The 18,814-nt window shown below is 68.6% G+C and carries 17 protein-coding genes and 1 pseudogene; 10 read left to right on the forward strand and 8 right to left on the reverse strand.

Annotation, left to right across the window (positions count from 1 at the left end):
- Window positions 1–90: 90 nt before the first annotated feature.
- The gene (locus AB0O53_RS00795) at window positions 91–1,638 is read right to left on the reverse strand and encodes a ParB/RepB/Spo0J family partition protein (protein ID WP_365192454.1); all 1,548 of its coding nucleotides are present in this window, start codon (window positions 1,636–1,638) and stop codon (window positions 91–93) included.
- A 115-nt stretch (window positions 1,639–1,753) separates the two neighbouring features.
- On the opposite strand from AB0O53_RS00795, the gene AB0O53_RS00800 reads away from it, so the two are divergent.
- Window positions 1,754–2,629 carry an IS5 family transposase gene (locus AB0O53_RS00800; RefSeq protein WP_365192456.1) on the forward strand — a complete coding sequence of 292 codons (876 nt, stop codon included), beginning with the start codon at window positions 1,754–1,756 and terminating at the stop codon, window positions 2,627–2,629.
- Between the two features lie 52 nt (window positions 2,630–2,681).
- Here AB0O53_RS00800 and AB0O53_RS00805 read toward each other — a convergent pair whose 3' ends face one another.
- Window positions 2,682–2,918: a hypothetical protein gene (locus AB0O53_RS00805; protein ID WP_365192458.1), complete on the reverse strand. Its 237-nt coding sequence runs from the start codon at window positions 2,916–2,918 to the stop codon at window positions 2,682–2,684.
- 443 nt (window positions 2,919–3,361) lie between these two features.
- On the opposite strand from AB0O53_RS00805, the pseudogene AB0O53_RS00810 reads away from it, so the two are divergent.
- Window positions 3,362–4,566: pseudogene (locus AB0O53_RS00810) on the forward strand (helix-turn-helix domain-containing protein).
- A gap of 776 nt (window positions 4,567–5,342) precedes the next feature.
- On the opposite strand, the gene AB0O53_RS00815 reads toward AB0O53_RS00810, so the two are convergent.
- The 5 genes from AB0O53_RS00815 to AB0O53_RS00835 all read right to left on the reverse strand — a co-directional run bounded on the left by AB0O53_RS00815 (window position 5,343) and on the right by AB0O53_RS00835 (window position 9,310).
- Complete coding sequence (locus AB0O53_RS00815) at window positions 5,343–5,567, reverse strand: hypothetical protein (protein ID WP_365192460.1); 225 nt, start codon at window positions 5,565–5,567, stop codon at window positions 5,343–5,345.
- A gap of 625 nt (window positions 5,568–6,192) precedes the next feature.
- Window positions 6,193–6,684 (reverse strand): SUKH-3 domain-containing protein, encoded by a 492-nt coding sequence (locus AB0O53_RS00820; RefSeq protein ID WP_365192462.1) that lies wholly within the window; start codon window positions 6,682–6,684, stop codon window positions 6,193–6,195.
- Between the two features lie 602 nt (window positions 6,685–7,286).
- The gene (locus tag AB0O53_RS00825) at window positions 7,287–7,574 is read right to left on the reverse strand and encodes a DUF7848 domain-containing protein (RefSeq protein WP_365192464.1); all 288 of its coding nucleotides are present in this window, start codon (window positions 7,572–7,574) and stop codon (window positions 7,287–7,289) included.
- A complete protein-coding gene (locus tag AB0O53_RS00830) occupies window positions 7,567–7,905 on the reverse strand; it encodes a hypothetical protein (RefSeq protein WP_365192466.1) in 339 nt (112 codons plus the stop codon). The genes AB0O53_RS00825 and AB0O53_RS00830 overlap by 8 nt, the downstream gene beginning before the upstream one ends.
- A gap of 157 nt (window positions 7,906–8,062) precedes the next feature.
- A complete protein-coding gene (locus tag AB0O53_RS00835; RefSeq protein WP_365192468.1) occupies window positions 8,063–9,310 on the reverse strand; it encodes a helix-turn-helix domain-containing protein in 1,248 nt (415 codons plus the stop codon).
- Between the two features lie 651 nt (window positions 9,311–9,961).
- On the opposite strand from AB0O53_RS00835, the gene AB0O53_RS00840 reads away from it, so the two are divergent.
- Window positions 9,962–11,773: an IS481 family transposase gene (locus AB0O53_RS00840; protein WP_365192470.1), complete on the forward strand. Its 1,812-nt coding sequence runs from the start codon at window positions 9,962–9,964 to the stop codon at window positions 11,771–11,773.
- 100 nt (window positions 11,774–11,873) lie between these two features.
- Here AB0O53_RS00840 and AB0O53_RS00845 read toward each other — a convergent pair whose 3' ends face one another.
- Window positions 11,874–12,764: a GntR family transcriptional regulator gene (locus tag AB0O53_RS00845; protein ID WP_365192472.1), complete on the reverse strand. Its 891-nt coding sequence runs from the start codon at window positions 12,762–12,764 to the stop codon at window positions 11,874–11,876.
- A 164-nt stretch (window positions 12,765–12,928) separates the two neighbouring features.
- Between AB0O53_RS00845 and AB0O53_RS00850 the strand changes: the two genes are divergently transcribed.
- From AB0O53_RS00850 to AB0O53_RS00880, 7 genes are all read left to right on the forward strand, one after another.
- A complete protein-coding gene (locus AB0O53_RS00850; RefSeq protein WP_365192474.1) occupies window positions 12,929–13,282 on the forward strand; it encodes an SCO3933 family regulatory protein in 354 nt (117 codons plus the stop codon).
- Window positions 13,279–13,467: a hypothetical protein gene (locus tag AB0O53_RS00855; RefSeq protein WP_365192476.1), complete on the forward strand. Its 189-nt coding sequence runs from the start codon at window positions 13,279–13,281 to the stop codon at window positions 13,465–13,467. Before AB0O53_RS00850 ends, AB0O53_RS00855 begins: the two co-directional genes overlap by 4 nt.
- A gap of 1 nt (window position 13,468) precedes the next feature.
- A complete protein-coding gene (locus AB0O53_RS00860; RefSeq protein WP_365192478.1) occupies window positions 13,469–14,860 on the forward strand; it encodes a cell division protein FtsK in 1,392 nt (463 codons plus the stop codon).
- 36 nt (window positions 14,861–14,896) lie between these two features.
- Complete coding sequence (locus tag AB0O53_RS00865) at window positions 14,897–15,646, forward strand: DUF2637 domain-containing protein (protein WP_365192479.1); 750 nt, start codon at window positions 14,897–14,899, stop codon at window positions 15,644–15,646.
- A 147-nt stretch (window positions 15,647–15,793) separates the two neighbouring features.
- Window positions 15,794–17,224, forward strand: a complete 1,431-nt coding sequence (locus AB0O53_RS00870; RefSeq protein ID WP_365192481.1) for a replication initiator — start codon at window positions 15,794–15,796, stop codon at window positions 17,222–17,224.
- Window positions 17,224–17,448 (forward strand): helix-turn-helix domain-containing protein, encoded by a 225-nt coding sequence (locus tag AB0O53_RS00875; protein WP_362588919.1) that lies wholly within the window; start codon window positions 17,224–17,226, stop codon window positions 17,446–17,448. Before AB0O53_RS00870 ends, AB0O53_RS00875 begins: the two co-directional genes overlap by 1 nt.
- Complete coding sequence (locus tag AB0O53_RS00880; RefSeq protein ID WP_365192483.1) at window positions 17,448–18,752, forward strand: tyrosine-type recombinase/integrase; 1,305 nt, start codon at window positions 17,448–17,450, stop codon at window positions 18,750–18,752. Before AB0O53_RS00875 ends, AB0O53_RS00880 begins: the two co-directional genes overlap by 1 nt.
- The last annotated feature ends 62 nt before the right edge of the window (window positions 18,753–18,814 follow it).

The raw sequence follows: 18,814 nt of genomic DNA on the forward strand, positions 1-18,814 counted from the left end.
CCGGGGTGGCGGTGCGACCGGCACCCCGTATCTCAATTCTGCTATCCATGGGGGGTGGGTGCTGGGTGCGCACCCACCCCTTGGGGCGTCCTACTTCTTCTGTCGAGCGGGTCGGTACCGCTTCAGACCGGCGGCGAGAATTTCAGCTTCGACCTCGCTGAGGGTGTACCCCTGGCCCTGCAGGAAGCTCAGCCAGGTGACGCAGTCCTCATCGACGTTCCGCCAGGCGCCGTCGTGCATGTCCTCGCTCTCGAACATGGCCGCCACCTGTGCCAGCAGCAGCCGCCACCGTCGGGACTTCGGCGTGGTTGCGATGAGGTTGGCGTAGGGGTTCTTCACCCGGTTCCACTGGCTGCGGTCCTTGTTGGGATCCGGGACGCCGAGGAAGGCCGAGATGAGCTCGGTCTTCGGATGGCTGGCGTGGCGCCCGTAGCCGGTGGACGTGCCGGTGATCACGCTCAAGATCAGCGTCCAGGTGGCGTCGTCCGCCTCACCGTTCGCCGCGCACATCTTGGCGATGAACTCCTGGCGTACCCCCCTGGCCGTACGCCATGCCTTGTTGTAGCGGATGACCTTGCGTCGTGCGTCCAGCTCTTCGGGGGTGGACTTGTTCTTCTTGCTCGCCGCAGCGGCTTCGTCGGTCAGCTCGTGCCCGTACCGCTTCCAGTCGGTGCAGACCCATTCCACCTCGACCTCGCCGGGGACCAGGGCTGCGGCGTGCCCACGGCACTTGGCGTGGTGCTCCGCCGTCATGGGGTTGCCGATGTCGGTCACCAGGTCGGCCAAGAGGCGGGACTGGTCGTTCTCCCGGTGCGCCCGCCAGACCACGATCTGGATACCCTGCTCGGCCAGCTCCTTGACGATGCGCTCCCGTTCCTGCTGCTCCTGCTGGGTCTGCCGCAGCTCGGCCAGGGCGTGGGCCCAGCTGCCCCGCTTGTCGTCGCCCTCCTTGGTGTCGCGGGTCTTGGCGCGCTGGAGCTTGGACAGCGCGCCGGGGACCCCTTCGACGGTCTGGAAGTCAGCCATCTCCACCAGGTCGAAGTCAGCGGTGGTCGCCTCCCGAAGGGCCTTGTCGCTGAGCTTGGCGGCCTGCGGGGCGGCGGTGATCTCCTCGGGCGAGATGCCCAGGGCGCGGGCGGCCCGCTCGCGCCTGAGCTTGCCCACCGGCATCAGGGCCAGCTGTTCGGCAGCGTCGAGCACGTCGAGGGTCGTGACCTCTCGCCGGTGAACGTTCTCGATCACGGACAAGGCCAGCGCCTCGTCGTCAGCGTCGCGCAGGTCCTCGCGGACGATCGCGGGCACCATCCGCACGGGCTCGCCGGCCGCGAGCGACCTCTGTGCTGCGATCAGAGCGGCCTTCATTCGGCGCTGCCCGAAGACGACGCCGAGCAGCCCGTCCTGCGCGCCGGTCTGCGGGCGCAGCAGTAGCGGTGCGTGGACGCCGAACTCGAAGACGGACTCAACGAGCGCCGGGTCGGGTTCGGTGCCGTTGTCGTCGTCCCCACGCTTGCGGCGGTGGTTGTACGGGTCGATGAGGAGTTCGCGCGGGTCGATCCAGATGAACTGCCCGGCGAAGGAGGTGGTGGTCTCCTCCGCACCGTCGTGGACAGTGGTGGGCTCGATGGCGGTTGCGGTCATGTTCGGCTCCTCTGCAAGGTGGGGTGCGGGCGGTGGGTTCGCCCGCACCCCGGCGGTCTGGGTGGACTAGGCCGTGTATCGAAAGTGGATCTTGGGCTGTGAATGATCAAGGTTCATGGGTCGGGGAGATCTCACGGACGAGCAGTGGGCGGTGCTGGAGCCGCTGCTGCCGAAGGGCACGAAGGCGGGGCGACCGCCGGTCTGGCCTCGGCGGCAGCTGATCGACGGCATACGGTTCCGGGTCCGTACCGGTGTGCCATGGCGGGACATGCCCGTCGAGTACGGGCCGTGGAGCCGGGTCTATGACCTGTTCCGCCGGTGGCAGCGGGACGGCACCTGGCACCGGTTCCTCACCCGACTGCAGTCCCAGGCTGACGCCAAGGGTGCGATCGTGTGGGACCTGAGTGTTGACTCCACAGTGTGCCGCGCCCATCAGCATGCGGCCGGGGCCCGCAAGCAGGGTGACCTGCAAAAGGAACCGCCGGGTGGCGTGTTCACCGAGCCCGGAGATCACGGGCTCGGACGTTCACGCGGCGGGTTCACCACCAAGCTGCACCTGGCTGTCGAGCAGGGCCAAAAGCCCATGTCGATTGTGATCACGGCCGGTCAGCGCGGGGACTCACCACAGTTCGAGCCCGTGCTGGAGAAGGTCCGCGTGCCCCGCATCGGGCCGGGCCGGCCACGCGTCCGCCCCGACCGGGTGCGGGCGGACAAAGCGTATGCCTCCCGTAGGAACCGCGCCTACCTGCGCCGCCGGGGGATCCGCTGCACCATCCCGGACAAGGCCGACCAGGCACGCAACCGCCAGAAGCTCGGCTCCCGCGGCGGACGGCCGCCACGCTTCGACCCGGCCGACTACCGCGAGCGCCATGCGGTCGAGTGCGGGATCAACCGGCTCAAGAGACACCGGGCGGTCGCCACCCGATTCGACAAACTCGCCGTCCGCTTTGAAGCCACCGTCCTTGTCGCCGCGATCGGGGAATGGCTGTGACGGACGGAGCTGCCGGTACTGCCTGCTCGCGTCCGCCATACCCTCGCGGTGATCACAGCCAGCCGGCCCAGCCGAAAGTCAAGAGGTAAGCGCGCTTGACTGCGGCCCACCCGCGGCGACCGCCACTGGCAACTGCGATAAGGGCGACGGCGAACCAGAATGCAACCGCTCCGCCGACGATCAGAGCCCATACGGTGCCGCCAATGATGGCGAACAAGGCCACGATGAAGACCGTTATGGCGAGCCCGGCATGGGCACCGCCGATGCTCACGCGGAACATATCGCGCACGACGCGACGGTCCTCTGCAAGAACCCTCTCGTAAGCGTTCAGCCCTCGCCCCGGACCGTCCTGCTTCCCCTTACCCCGCTCCACAAGCCCCCCTCAACACACCCTGGCCAAGCCGAGTCCGGCAATCCCATAGACGCTCCAGCCCGCCACAACGTTGCCTCTCGGCAACTTTCGACACACGGCCTAGTTTTGGGGGCGGGAGACCACCACGTGCGTGCTTCCGCCCCCGAGGGCCCCCTGCCCTGCGGCTGGTCAGGCCCCCGCCGCGCGTCGCTCGTTCTCGCCGTGTGGGATCCGTGGGCCAAAGGCCGCCTCTGGCCCCGTCGCGGCGGTAGCGTCGCGTCAGACGTGAGGTTGCGGATCGGGCGGCGGGTGTGAGCGGGTACATCGAGGAACAAGAGCGGTTCGGGCAGCGGGTCCGACGGCAGCGGCTCTCTCTCGGGATGACGCAGGCCGACCTCGCAGCCGCACTGGGCCGGACCCAGGGCTGGGTGTCGAAGCTGGAGAAGGGCCGGATCGAGCCGGACCGGGCCGGGCTGATCAACGCGGTGGCCGCCGCCCTCCACTGCCACCCGAACACCCTGATCGAGCGTCCGTACACAAGGGGCGGCGGCGAGACCAAATGGCAGGTGTCCGCGGCCTCCATCCTGCGGGAGCTGCGCCGCTACGACCCGGCCCCGGTCTTCGACGGCACTCCGCGCTCGTCCGCGCTGTGTGGCATGACAAGAAGCGTCTTCTGCGGCTGCGTGACGCGGCGGCGAACGGGGCCGTGCTGAGCGAGCTGCCGGACATGCTACGGGAGGCCCGCGCTCTTGCCGAGGTGTCCGACGGCCACGAGCGTGAAGAGGCGTTCGCGATCTACGCGGTGGCCTGCAGTTGGCCCACACCGCCGCCCACGCCCTCGGGCACCCCGAGCTTGTCGCGATGGCCTGCGAACGGGCCACCTGGTCGGCACAGTTGTCCGGTGACCCGGTGACCCGGTGACCCGGTGACCCGGTGACCCGGTGACCCGGTGACCCGGTGATGCCCGCGATGGCGTTGTGGATGCGGATGTGGGACACGTGGGCCTCCGCCGACTGGAACGACGCTCTCGCCCTCGGCGACAAGGCACTCGCCGGCATCGAGGCGGAGTACGAGGCCGGGGATCCGCTGGCCCTGTGCATGTGGGGCGCCCTGCACCTGCAGGCCGCGATCTCGTACGTGCGGGGCGCGAACGCGGCCGGATCGGACGAGCGCCCGGCCCTGGCCCGTGCGGCCAGCGAGCGGGTCAATGCCTACGTCGGGCCCGAGATCCACGACCGGCACTCGGTCACCTTCAGCCTCGGCAACGTCATCCTCCACAGCGTCAGCGCCGCCTTGAGCGACCGACGAAGGCGCTCCGCCTCAACCGGGAGGCGGACCCCGCGCACATCGCGGTCCTGCCGAATTCCCGCCTCGGGCACCACCACATGGACCCTGCCCGCGCGTGGCTGTGGGACGGGAACCGCGACCAGGCCCTGACGAGCTGGAGACCGCCGAACGCATCGCTCCGCAGCTGGTCCGCAACCACCCTGTCGCGCGGGCGACTTTGCGGAAGATCATCTATCCAGAGTGGGTCGCGACCCGCCAGCGTCTGCGCGGCATGACCGGACGCTTGTCGCTGGACTAATCTGCGGGTACTCCACGAGTTCATATTCGGCGGTGGCCGACTGCATACGTTCCGCTACATGACCTCTGTGCGTCGCACCGACCATGACCGCGTACGACATGAAGCGGATGATCCTGACCCGCGCTGGCCTTTGCACGGCGATCTTGCCTACGACACCGCCACCTCCCGTACTGTTGTCGTCATAGACATCCGGCAGACACCGGCACCACGGTCTATCGTCTGTGCCCCGAGGGTGGAGGCGAAGACGGCTGGAACGCCACGCTCGACACCCTCATGCCCGTTGATGACGCACCCGCCCCGCCTCCCCATCCAAACCGGGGCGGCGCGCTGCAGCAGGAGCCCGAATACGCGCCGGGGGACGACACCCCCGGCGGCCCTGATCCCAGCCCCTTCCTGCGGGCACGTGCCGAGCGAGGCGTGGAGCGATTCCTGTGGGGCGCAGACCGGGGCGGGCCATCGTGAGCAGCTGCCCTTCCTGGCTTTGGGGGGAGCCCGAATCTACGACCCGGCCAGGGGGTGCGAAGCGGTCGTGCAGTTCGTCGGTGAGTTGGGAAGACACTCACACCAGCCGCGTCATCTCCGAAGCGGTGTTCCTGGGCCCCGAGGGCGGCGGCGTGGAATGAGTCGTGGCCGACCCCTAGCCACTCCGCCAAGCCCTTGGATCCCACCCGCTCGCGGGGTCGAGATGACGTCTTGCAACGCCGTACACAATAGATCCCTCCTCGATGGCGCCGAGGAGGGATCAGCCTTACGTGTCCATTTGTTGCAAACTTCCGCTACTGCAGAAGTTTCAGAACAATCCGGAACGGAAGCCCCTGATCTTCATGCTTGAGCGCAACCATTACATGGAGATCAGAAAGGCTCCAGGAGGCGAGCATCACTGCGTCACAATCAACCGGAAATCCTCCGTCGTCATACTTTCCAATGAATGCAGGATCCCCGCGGGTCGACCGAACTTCCGCAGTCACCTCTTCGAATTTTCGAGAGAACTCGGTCAGCATCACCTCCTCACTGGAAAGATCATCATCGTTGGGAAACGAGACGCTAATCTCAACCTCTAGCGTCGAATTTGACCCATACTGACGCGCAGAAGTATCTCCACTCACCCAAATTCTACGCAGCCCCAGCTTCTCCAGCGCCCACCCGTCAGACTCCAGCCTATCCGCAAAATGCAGGTCCCGGGTGACGCAGGAGAAGAAACTTGGGAGAAGCGAGCAAGAATGCCCGGAATGCACTCGGTCGCATTCGCACCCCCATCTCCGGGAACATGGAACGCCTTCAATTTTCCACTCCCAATCTGATCGGGGAGCCATTCCCGGAATGCCTCCGGAAGAAATTCACTCCCGCCGGATTGAATATCGCATATCGAACGCCTGACCCGCCGAGGGTGTTATCTAGCATCGGCAGACGACGCGCTTGATCGACAACCTTCGACTCGTCGAAGTAGTTACTCGGATGGTATGGAGATGACTCAGAAGTGGCATCGTTCTTCCCCAGTCACTTCGCTTCCACGACCCGTCCCCCTGTCCCTCCTTCATCCGCTGACGTTGCGTCAATTGCTGCCTCGCTCCACGCAGAAGCCCCGCCAGGACGCGCCTGGCGAGGCTTCGATTTACTGCCGTGAATTCAGTGAGGCCATGGTTCTAGCCCTGGGTCGGAGTACAGACATACTAGGGGGCGATCTGCGCAAATCGCCAACCCCAAAGCATCTTCTAAGGTGGAGCCCATCTCCCAGATCCATCCGAGCCCAGCGGCTACCACCTTCCCATCGGCTTCTATGAAAACGCTCGAATAACTGAGCCATTCGCCGATCGGAAAGTAGTGCCCGCCCAGGACTCCCTCAATCTCCGACGCCAGGCCCCGCTGGCCCGACCCAGCCGAGATGGGGTCGAAATTGAATGGTTCATCGTTGCTGAAGTTTGGGCCAGACTGATTTACTGGCTCAACGGCCAGCCCACCCAGCGCGGCAAGGATTTCCTCGGCCTGCGGATTGGGCGGATAGCCTTCCTGCTGCAAGGTGTCGAGCCAAGGGCTGACGCTAACCCTCCTTTGAGGGTGCCAGCCAGCGTCACGAAGAGCTCGCAGTAGATCGGGGCGCAAAGAATCAAATCTGATCATGACGGCTATCCAATACCAAGGTAATCCAGCAGTCGGGCGCAGCGACCACAAGGGCTGGCTGGTTCACCGTGTCCCGTTGTATTTGACGTCGGCATGGAGTTGTTTCTCGATTGCACCGTACGCATTGTGCCTCCCCTGATTGCAGCAGGACCCTCAGCTGCCTGAGCCTGAATGAGGCAATGAACCTCGGCGCAACCTCCATGATGGCCAACCTCGTCCAGAGCCGTCTGCAGGGGGCCGCTCGCCTGCTGGCCATGCTTGTTGCGTCCGTAGTAAATCTGACCCGAAGGAGACGTGTACTCCGATACGAACTTCACACCCGTTTGATTGCGAATTTGATCGGCGTGCTCAACCAACGGATCGCCAGTGCTGCAGTTGTGAACCAGGACTGGCATGGCGCCTGCCAGCACATAATACGTGTGCTACGCGGCACCCCTCTACCTGCTTCTTCGCAGGTCAGCACGTGATTTGCGTTCCGCTGGTGTCCGTGGTTGTGCGGGGAAATCCGTGGGTGTTGCCGTCGCTACTGCCGTCAACAGCTCAGGGCGCACGATTTCGCTGCCGCTGCCGCTGCCGCTGCCTGGTGTCGGTGCAGCGGGGCTCTACTGCCACGCGCCGGGCTCGGCGCGGACGAGGGCGCGGACGGTCTGCTCGTACAGCTCGTGGCCGCTCTGGGCGCAGTGTCCGGCGATCCAACGGGTCAGCTCGTCCGAGGTGTGCAGCGTGCCTGAGGTGGCGCCGCAGTTGCGCTCTTCGCCGGTGACGCAGACCGCCTCGAACGCTGGCAGGGCCATGGGGTCGGGGACGGTGGTCACGTGGTACTCGCGGAAGCGGTAGCGCCCCCGAGAGGCATCGCGCACTGGTGCGCCGGCGTTCGGAGAGTCAGGCATCCTCGGTCGCCTCTTCGTGATCCGGGATGCGCTGCCCGCGTGAGTCCGCGACCCGGAGCACGTCCGCCAGGGCTTCTGTCAACCGGCGGGCCAGCCAGCGGTATTCGGTCGCCGACAGGGTTTTCGCGCCGGGTGCTGTGGCGTCTCGGGCGTACTCCAACAGTTCCTCGCCCATGCTGAGCTGTACCGTCTCGATGCTGTCGGCGAGGGCGGAGAGGTAGCCCCGGCCATCGGTGCTCAGGTAACAGGCCTTCCCCTCCGGGCTGGTCCACGGCAGTAAGCGGGGGCCTCCCCCACCCGACGCGGCGTCGTACAACTCTCTGCGGCGCATGCAGTCGGCATCGCTCCTGGGCTGGCTCACTGGGCACCCCCGGCCTGGGTCACTGATCGTGGACACACCGACCGTAGGCACTGACTGATCGTCACCCCAGGCTGTAGCCATGGCAGTTCGCGACCCTTGGTTCACGAACTCCCACGCTGCGTGGCAGCTACCCGACAACGCCCAGGTAGTCGGCCATTTCGCGCATCTCCGTTGTGAGGGTGCGCTTACGCTTGCCCAGGATCTCCTGCATGGTCTCGGCGGCCCCGTTCTGGTGCCGCAGCCACTGCGGGGCGGCTTCCCTGGCACGGGTCAACTCGTCCATGGCGGCGGACAGGTCGCCGGTTCGGGTGTGGGCGCGCGCCACGTCGAGGGTGAAGCGGTTCCCGTCGTTGGTGCTGGGCCTGCCCAGACGCTTCCACGCCTTGGGCGACAACTCCTCCTGCTCGCCTGCCTTGCGCACCACCGCGCGGGCGTCGCCGATGACCAGGGAGTCTTCGAGTGCCTTGACCGCGGCGGTGACCGGCCCAAAGACGGACCAGTGGCGGGAGACGTTGCGATGCGCCGTCCCAACCGCGGTTGCCGCGACCCGGGCGGCTTGACGGTACTCCTTCGCCTCGTCGGGACGGTTGTTCCTCGCGGCTGCGGCGGCGGCCTCCATCGCCAGGCCGCCCCACACCGCGTAGTGGTCCGGCTCGGCACCGGTGATCTTCGGCTCCACCGCGTCCATGCTCCGGGCGGCGACCTGTTCCGCCTCGTCCAACCGGCCCTGACGCACCAGCAGCCAGCACATGCAGCCGACCCCGGAGCCCGCCGCAAGCATGTCCTTGGCCTGACGGGCGTCCATGACGGCGCCGCGCACAGCGGCGTACGCGATGTCGTACTGCCGCACCTGGGTGAGGTAGGTGCCGGCCAGACGCAGCGCCTCGGCGCGGGCCAGCAGGGCCTGCCGGTGCTCGTCCCCGCTGTCGTAGTAGGCGACAGCCCTCGCGGCATCACGCAGCAGGCCCGGCAGTTGAGCCGCGACACTCTTGTAGCTGTCGGAGAAGTACAGCACCCGTGCGTCTTGCAGCGTCCGCCGGAAGGTACGCAGGTTCGGTTCCTCGCCCACGGCTTCGGCGTCCTGGTCCACGAGCCCGACGGCTGGGGTGAGGGCGGCGCGGAGCTGAATCAGGTTGACGCGGTTCGGCTCCTCGCTCCGCCCGACGGGCTCCGGGGCATCGGACGCCATCAAGGCGGCGGTGGTCACCCCCAGCGCTCGGGCGAGCATGTGCAGGGTCTCCATGCGGAGAGTGCCGCCCTGCTCGGCCTTGCGTACCGTGCCCGGCGATACGCCTGCGGCGTGGGCCAGTTCCTCCTGGCTCATCCCCGCGCGGCGCCGGTACTTGCGGACGTTGTCGGCCAGCTCCGTAGTCATCAACTCACCACCTCCCACTCCACGGTACGCCCGGCCGCCACATCAACCGGGGGCGATCCGGCAGACACCCGCCCACAGGGGTGCCCCACCACGTGACGGGCCGGAACTCCGGCAGGATCGGGGCCTGAGCGGGAGGGGGTCCCTCGTCGGTCGGGCAGCTTCGCCGTGCCAGGGTTCCTCGGGGGCCGCCAAGGCTCACTTCGTGACGCGTGCGCTCGGCCTTGGCGGCCCCCGAGGGTTCCTGGTACGCCTCCGGTGACCGGGCGGCGAGGGACCCCCTCCCGCGACCCCCGAACCCCACACCACGACCAAGCCGCACCCGCCATACTCGCCCCCTCGGAGGGAGGGCCGGGGTCTGGGGCGGAGCCCCTGGAAAGGCTTTGCTGTGTGGGTTGTTGCGTGCCCGGTCCGGCGGGGTCGTCGGCGAGCGGGGCGGAGACAGGAGCGGGCGGCGGCCCCGAGGGGCCGGGCACGCGCGGGCCGCGCCAGCGGGCCGCCTTGATCAAGTAAAGAAACTCTGAACAGCTCACCCCGTGCTGCGTCTGTCCGGTCCCGGGAGATGCTTGACACTTCGATCCCAGCTGATGGTTGACGGTGGCCGTGATCGGCTTTTCTGTGCACGTCGTTGCGGCGTGTGGCGGGAGGCCGGGATTGGCTCTGGTGGAGTTGTCGGTTGTCGAGCAGAGATACCGGGCTGTGCTCGCGGTGCTGGCGGGTGCGACGGTGACGGAGATCGCCGCGTCGCTGGGGGTGTCGCGGCAGACGGTGAGCGGGTGGAAGTCGAGGTATGCGGCTGCGGGCCTGGCGGGGCTGGTGGACCGGTCGCGTAGGCCTGCGTCGTGTCCTCATCAGGCTTCTGCCGAGGTGGAAGCGGCCGTGTGTGAGCTGCGGCGCAAGCATCCGAGGTGGGGTCCGCGGCGGATCGCTCATGTGCTGGAGCGGTCCGGGACGGTGAGCCCGGTGCCGTCGCGGATGACCGTGTATCGGATCCTCGTGCGCCATGGGCTGGTCGAGCCGGGGGTTCGGCGGCGGAAGCGGTCGGATTACAAGCGCTGGCAGCGCGAGCGTGCGATGCAGCTGTGGCAGATGGACATCGTCGGCGGCGTGATGCTGGTCGACCCGGTGACCGGCGAGCTGACCGAGGCGAAGATCGTGACCGGGGTGGATGACCATTCCCGGTACTGCGTGATCGCGTCGGTGGTCGAGCGGGCGACGGGTCGGGCGGTCTGCGCGGCCTTCGCCCGGGCCCTGCAGACGTTCGGGGTGCCGGAAGAGGTGCTCACCGACAACGGCAAGCAGTTCACCGCCCGGTTCGGCCGTGGTGGTGAGGTGCTGTTCGACCGGATCTGCCGGGAGAACGGCATCAAGCACCGGCTCACGCAGCCGACGTCGCCGACCACGACGGGCAAGGTCGAGCGGTTCCATCAGACCCTGCGGCGTGAACTCCTCGACGACTGCGGCGTGTTCGAGAGCATCGGGGAGGCTCAGGCGGCGCTGGATCGTTGGGTGCAGGAGTACAACTCCGATCGCCCGCATCAGGCCCTGGACATGCAGTCTCCGGGCGACCGGTTCACCCCGGTTCCCGAGCAGGAGCGGGACGTACTGGGCCTGCGGTTGCCCGCCGTGCTCGCCCTGGTCCCGCAGCAGCGGGCGGCTCCCGTTGCGGTGCCGGATCCGGTCGGGGCGGTACCTGCTCGTGTCCCTCTTCCTGAGGTGGTGCAGGTGGACGAGGGTGGGCCGGTGGAGTTCGAGCGGGTGGTGCCTGCGAGTGGGAATCTGCAGGTCGCGGGCAAGCAGTTCTGGCTCGGTCCGGCCCGCTCAGGCCTGACGGTGACGCTCTGGGCGGACACTTCGGTGATCCATCTGCTGGTCGCCGGGACGCGGATCAAGAGCGTGCGTTCGCACCTGTCGGTGGCGGACCTCGCGCAGCTGGCCGCCCGGGGTGGACGTGCGGCCGGGCCGCCGCCGCTGCCTGCCGGGGACGGGGCCGCGTTCGAGGTGGACCGGGCGGTGAACGACAGCGGCCTGGTGGGCCTGGCCGGGCATCAGGTGCTGGCGGCAGAGATCCTGGGCGGCCGACAGGTGGGCATCCGGATCGACGACGAGACGCTGTCGTTCTTCGATCCGGCCTCGCGGGAGCTGCTGCGGGTGCGGCCCAACCCGCTGACCAGCGAGGAAGTCAGCCGGCTGCGTGGTCTGCGTCCGGCCGGCCCGCCGCCACGGGCCCGCGTGGAGCCGGTCAGCGTGCAGCGGCGGATCAGCACGGTCGGCACGATCATGGTCTGCCGACAGACCGTCCCGCTCGGCCGTCCCTATGCCGGCCAGACCGTGACCGTGCACGTGTCGGACACGACGATCACCGTCGAGCTGGACGGCCAGATCCGCGTGATCCGCCGCACGACCGACGTCCCCGTCCGTAACGTGAAAGCGAACAAGCCCCACGGGGCTTCTCATGTTTCCTAGGCCTACCGTCAAGCCTCAGGTGGGACCAGAACGTCGTGCATCAGCTGGGACCCGACAACCCCGTGCTGCGTCTCCTGCTGCTCCGTCTGGTGCGGCCGGTTCAGCGTCGGCGTCTGCCTTCGTTCAGCCGGTCGTGCAGGCGCTGGACGCTGGCGGCCTGTTCTTCGGGCGTGTAGTTGCCGCTGAGGCGCTTGCGTTGCTCCATGACGGCGCGCATGGCGTCGCGGTGGGCGGTAGCGGCTTCGAACTCGGTGCTGGCCTTGGTGAACCGCTCCTCGGCGGCGGCGAGTTCGGCGGCCACCTCGTCATCGCTCTTTCCGCTGAGCCGTGCCGCTTCCTCGTCCGCTCGACGCTGCGCCGCCATTTCCTCCAGCCCCTCGTTGTAGCGCTTGAGGAACTGATCGCGCGGGCTGAGCTGTCGGACGAAGACGCCCCGGCCCTGCACGGAGTAGATCAGCCCCTCCTCCTTGAGGACGCGCAGGGCGTTCTGCGCGGTGGAGTTGGCGATGCCGTACTGGGCTTGCAGGTCGCGGGCGGAGGGGAGCTTGGCCCCGGGTGCTAGCTGGCCGTCCTGGATCTGCTTGCGGAGTTCGTCCGCGGTCCGCACGTACGGGGGGCGGGGATCGTCAGCGGGGCTGTCGGCGGTCTGCCAACCGCGCCGGAGGTCACCGAGACCGGTGTACTCAGGATCGGACTCGCCGAGATCGACTTCGTCTTCTGCTGCGGCCACCTCCGCTTCGGTGGTCACCACCGGCTTTGGCGCGCGTACGTAGCTGCCCCGGCCGAGGACGGAGTAGATCAGCCCCTCCTCCTTGAGGACCCGCAGGGCGTTTTGGACCGTGGAGCTGGCGATGCCGAAGCGTCGTTGCAGCTCGCGCGCGGCGGGGAGGCGCTCGCCGGGGCGCAGCTCGCCGTCATGGATGGCGGTGCGCAGGACGTCGGCGGCCTGGACGTACGGCGGCCGGGGGTCCTCTCCCAGGGGCAGCTTCATGGCACGAGGGTAGCGGCGTCGGCACTCGCGGCACACCCGGGCGTCCTCGGCGTTCCAGTCGTATCGGTGTAGCGATACGAATCGAGTGTTGCGGGTGTAGCGAGTGTGCCGCTATGGTCATGGTGAGTCGATCAAGCGACTCCATCGAACGAGGATGTGATGGCATGGCCATGACTCGAATCCGTGTTGCCCTGCTGCCGTCGGCGGTCTGCATCGCGGGCACCGATCCGGTGCTGAAGATCAAGGACCAGCAGACCGGGGAGGTCGCCACCGACCGGGAGACTGGCGCGTCGCTGTACACGGTGACCGTGATGCTCATGGAGGACGGCCGCGCCGAGGTCCTGAAGATCACCGTGCCGGAGACCGGCCTTGCGGCCGGGCTCAAGCCCGGGGCGATGGTGCGGCCGGTGGAGCTGTTCGCCACCCCGTGGGCGCGGATCTTCAACGGGCAGCTCTCCGACGGCGTCGCCTACCGGGCTTCCCGCCTGGAGCTGGTGACGGCGGAGGCCGCCCAGTGACCTGCTTCGAACACCCCGCGTCGGAGCGGGCGTTGTCCCCGCTCCGCCCCCTGCCGAACACGGAAGGCAAGGCCACCTTCGCCGCCTCGGCTGCCGTGCTCGATCTGCTCGGCCTGAGCCCGGAACAGGCGGCCCGCCTCGACCTGGGCGACATGTTCCGCCTGATACGCGAAGAGGGGGCCTGACATGGAAGCCGTCACGGGATACGCGTCGTACGCGCTGCCGATCGCTACGGCGTTGGTCGGTGTGTGGCTGCTGGTGACGGTGGTTTGCTACGTGCGGGCCGACCGGGGCACGCGGGCCAGCATGCGGCAGGCCGTCCGGGTCCGCTGGGGTTGGGTACGGCTCGCCCGGATGGCCGGACTGACGGTCACCGACAAGACCCCGGGCCTGCTCGCGCAGATCACCGCGCAGAAGGACGGTGCCACCCCCGCTCCCCGGATCCTGACGCCGAAGATCAAGGTGAAGCCGGACCAGTTCGGAGTCATCGTGCAGGCCAGGACGCTGCCGCAGGTCGGACTGGAGGAATACCAGAAGTCGGCCCGGTTCCTGGCCGACGCCTGGCGGTGCACGCGCGTGTCCGTACTCCCGGACGGCCCCGGCAAGGTGGTCATCCGGGGCGTGCGCTCCGACCCGCTGACCACTCCGACCACCCACCGGCCCACCGGCCGACCACTCACGGACCTGACACGCTGGGAGCTGGGCGTGGACGAGTACGCCGCGAAGGTGTGGGTGTCCCTGGCCAACGTGCCCGGGGTGACCGTGGCCGGCTTCCCGGGCGCGGGCAAGACCTCAGGGGTCAACAAGTTCGTCTGCGACTTCGCACCCTCCGCCGCCGTGCAGATCGCGGGCGCGGACGGGAAGGTGTCACGGGCCTCGGAAGGCGACTACGCCGACCTGGTCAAGCGGATGTTCGCGTTCTGCGGGGACGACCTCGATGAGGCGAACGCGCTGTTCAAACGCCTTGTCGAGCTGCGCAAGCGGCGCTCGGCGACCATCCGGGACGTGCTGGGCGTGAAGAACATGTGGCACGTCGGCCCCTCCCCTGAGTGGCCGCTCACGGTCCTGATCATCGATGAGGCGCACACGTACTTCCGCGAGTACAAGGGCAGCGACGCCACCACCAAGCGCCTTGCCGCGCTGACGGCGGAGAACGCCCGGCTGGTGGAGGACCTGGTCAAGAAGGGCCGCAGCGTCGGCATCCTGGTGATCCTGATCAGCCAGAAGACCACCGGCGACGCCATCCCGACCTTCATCCGTGACGTGTGCCCCATCGGGCTCTCCTTCGCGCAGAAGACCGTAGAAGCCGCGGTGGCCGCTCTGGGTGAGGACATCCGCAACTGGCCCGACGCCAGCCCGGTCACCTTGCAGGACCCCGCCTACGTCGGCGTCGCTGTGATGGCGATGCAGGGCCGCCCCGGCTACACCCGCATCCGCACCCCCTACGTCTCCGACACCGACGCCGCCCGCGTCGCCGAGGACACCTCGCACCTGACCGCCGACCCGGACCTGTGCCTGGACGCCCTGCTCCGTACGACCGGCCGGACGGCAACACCCGCACCCTCGCTCACCAAGTGATCCCGAACTCACCATGCCAGCAAGGAGGTTGAGATCATGGCGGAGGAACGGTTCACCCGGCGCACCGTGACCGTGGTCATGGCGGTCATTGCGGCCCTGGCGTTCGTCTTCTCCTTCGGTAACGTCTGGGCACTCGCCCTGCGCCTCGGCGTCCCCCACCCGATCGCGCCGCTGATCGCCCCCATGGTCGACCTGTCCGTCGTCGGGCTCCTGGTCGCACTGCGGTTCCTGGCCCTGCGCGGCGTGTCCAAGGCGGAGTTGCGGTCCGGTACCCGGCTGCTGCACCTGTGCGGGCTGCTCACCCTCGCTCTGAACACCGCCGAACCCCTGCTGGCCGGACGCTACGGCCGGGCCTGCCTGGACACCGTCGCCCCGCTCCTACTCCTCGGCTGGGGCCACGTCGGCCCCGCCTTCCTCGCCCAGTTCCACACCCTCACCCACCCCACTCCGCACTTGGAGGAAACCGCCGCTGCTCTCTCTGAGCCGGTGCACGACGAAGCACCCGCACCCGAATCAGCACCCCCGACCCTCATCCCGGACGTCGTTGCCGCCTCGGCCGAGGAACCGCAGCCCGCCCCGGCTCCGGCCGCCGTTCTTCCCGCCACCGTCGCCAAGACGGCTCGACCCGCCTCCGGCCCGGCTCTGCCGGCTGCCCTGCTGGACGCGGCCCGGCGCATCGCGGACACCCACCGCACCGAGCACGAAGCGCCGATCACAGCGGTCCAGTTGGGAACTCGCATGGGCGTTGCCCTGCCGGTGGCCACCGCCGCACTCGCTCAGCTCTGAGCCCGGCCCCCACCGGCCGCATCCCCTCGCTGAACCCCACGCCCGCCCCTGGGCCTGGTTCCCATGCCCCGAGCAGCACCAACACGCTTCCCTGACGGGCTGGTTGCTGCTCGGGGCCACCCACCCGACAGAAGGGACACGCCCCGAATGGTCACCCTGGACCTGCGCCACGTGGCAAGCCCCGCCGTACGGGACCTGCTCCACCTCGTCAACCACCCCGACTTCGACCGCGCACAGCAGCAGATCGAACACCTCGGCGGCTGCACCGAACCCGTCCGCCTCACCGGCCACACCACCACCCTCGACGCCACGACCGGTGAAGTCCTGCATCGCTACTCCACCGACACCGAGCCCACCGGCAGCCTGCTCACCACCTGCGGCAACCGCCGCGCCTCCCGCTGCCCGGCCTGCTCCCGCCTCTACGCCACCGACACCTACCACCTCATCCGCGCCGGCCTCTCCGGCGGCAAGACCGTCCCCGACACCGTCTGCACCCACCCCCGCGTCTTCGCCACCCTCACCGCACCCTCCTTCGGCCCCGTCCACAACCGCCCCGACACCCGGCCCTGCCGCTGCGGCACCCGCCACGACCCCACAGACCCACTACTCGGCACTCCGCTCAACCCGACGACGTACGACTACGCGGGCACCGTCCTCTTCAACGCCCACGCCGGAGCCCTGTGGGCCCGCTTCACCATCTACCTGCGCCGCGAACTCGCCACCCGGCTCGGCCTGACCCAGAAGGCCGCCCGCGCCGTCCTGCGGGTCTCCTTCGCCAAGGTCGCCGAGTACCAGAAGCGCGGCCTGGTCCACTTCCACGCCGTGATCCGACTCGACGGCCCCGACGGCAGCACACAGCCCCCGCTCCCGTACGCCACGGTCGCCGTGCTCACCGACGCCATCCGCGCCGCCGCACCACGCGCCCGCATCTCCATCTCCTCGGACGCCATAGGGGAACGCGAACTCGGCTGGGGCCAGCAGCTCGACGTGCGCGAGATCGCCGCCTTCGGCACCGACGCCGAATTCACCGACCAGGCCGTCGCCGCCTACGTGGCGAAGTACGCCACCAAGTCCGCCGACGCCTCCGGCACCCTCGACCGCTCCCTGTTCTGCCGCCCCTGCCAGGGCCGCGGCGCAACCGTCCTACCTCACGGGACCCCGCTCCCCTGCACCGCCTGTGACGGCACCGGGCAGTCCCGGCCGCTGCCCCGGCTCGCCGTCGCCCGCCACGTCCGGCAGATGATCCGCACCTGCTGGGAGCTCGGCCGCCTGCCGGAGTTCGCCGACCTCAAGCTCTGGAAGTGGGCGCACATGCTCGGTTTCCGGGGCCACTTCTCCACCAAATCCCGCTCCTACTCCGTCACGCTCGGCGCGCTGCGCGACGCCCGCCGCGCCTGGCGCACCGAACAGGCCCACGCCCACTCCGGCCTGCCCGAGTCCGAACCGACGACCACGCTCGTCGTCGGCCACTGGGACTACCTCGGCTCGGGCTACAGCCCCGGCGCGAACCTCCTCGCCGCCGACGTCTGGCACCGCAGGGAACTGGAACGACGGTTCATCGCGGAAGGCGGCAGTTGATGACCTCGCCCCCGCCGACCGCCCTCCGCGCAGAAGCGGTCCCGGTGCTGGATCTGCTGACGGTGCCCCAGGTGATGGCCCGCCTCCAGCTCGGCCGCTCCGCCGTCTACGACCTGCTCCGCACCGGCCAGCTCGCCTCGATCACCCTCGGCCGCGCCCGCCGTATCCCTGCCCACGCCCTCACCGACTTCATCCGCACCCGCCTCGAACAGGACGCCGCCTGATGACCACACCTCGCCCTGCCTCCTCCCGCCGCGTCCGCGCCAACGGCGACGGAACCGTCTACCAGCGCAAGGACAGCCGCTGGGAAGCCGCCGGATACGTACTGGCCCCCGGCAACACCCGCAAGCGCGTCCGCGTCTACGGCACCACCAGGAAGGAGGCCCTGGCGAAGCTCACGGAGAAGATCGCCGCTAGCAACCGTGGCGTCCCCGTCCCGTCTGCGCAGGGCAGCGTGGCCGCGTACCTGACGTACTGGCTCGACGCTGTCGCCGTCCACCAGCTCCGCGAAAACACCCACACCCGCTACACCGCCGTCGCCCGGCTCTACCTCATCCCCGGCCTCGGTCGGAAGAAGCTCGCCAAGCTCACCGCCAAGGACGTACGCACCTGGCTCAACCAGCTCCGCACCACCTGCCAGTGCTGCACACGCGGCCTCGACGCGGCCCGCGACCAGACCCTCTGCTGTGCCGCCGGAAAGTGCTGCTCCAAGCGGCTCTCGCCCCTGACCCTGGCCTACGTGCACTCCGTCCTCAAGTCCGCCCTGGAGCACGCCGTGCGCGAGGAGGAGATCCCACGTAACGTCGCCCGCAACGTCCGCACCGGCACACCCCGCCCCTGCCGCTTCGAACCCCTCACCGCCGACGAAGCCCGCAAGTTTCTGGCCGCCGCCAACGGTCACCGGTTGCAGGCGCTGTTCGAACTCGCCCTGCACACCGGGCTCCGCAAGGGCGAACTCCTCGGCCTGCGCTGGGAAGACCTCGACCTGGCCGGCGGAACTGCCAACATCCGACGCACCCTCCAGCGCACCAACTCCGGCGGCCTGACCCCCCTCCCGACCAAAACCAAGAGCTCCGAACGACGCATCGCCCTGCCGACGCCGTGCCTGCGCTCCCTCGAACAGCACCGCGACCGACAGCGCAAGGAACGCGAGGCGGCGGGGACGGACTGGAAGGACAGCGGTTACGTCTTCACCCGCCCCGACGGCGCCCCGATCGAAGGATCCACCCTCACCCGGCACTTCACCACCCTGCTCCGCCAGGCCAGACTCCGCCGCATCCGGTTCCACGACCTCCGACACTCGGCGGCCACCCTCCTCCTGGAGCAAGGAGTGGAACTCATCGTGATCAAGGAGCTGTTGGGGCACGCCCACATCGGCGTCACCGCCACCGTCTACGCCCACGTCCGACTCCGCCTCCAACGCGACGCCATCGACCTCCTCGGCCACGCCCTCCGCAACCCCGCCGAGATCACCGGCAAGCCCGACGACGGCGACGAACCACCGCTCTGCGCGGCCCTCGTCCGCTGACGTTGCCGTCAACTACTGCCGTCACGGCACGCTGAAGCCCCACCAGGCACTGCCTGGCGGGG

Source organism: Streptomyces erythrochromogenes, assembly GCF_040684695.1.
Lineage (GTDB): Bacteria > Actinomycetota > Actinomycetes > Streptomycetales > Streptomycetaceae > Streptomyces > Streptomyces erythrochromogenes_C.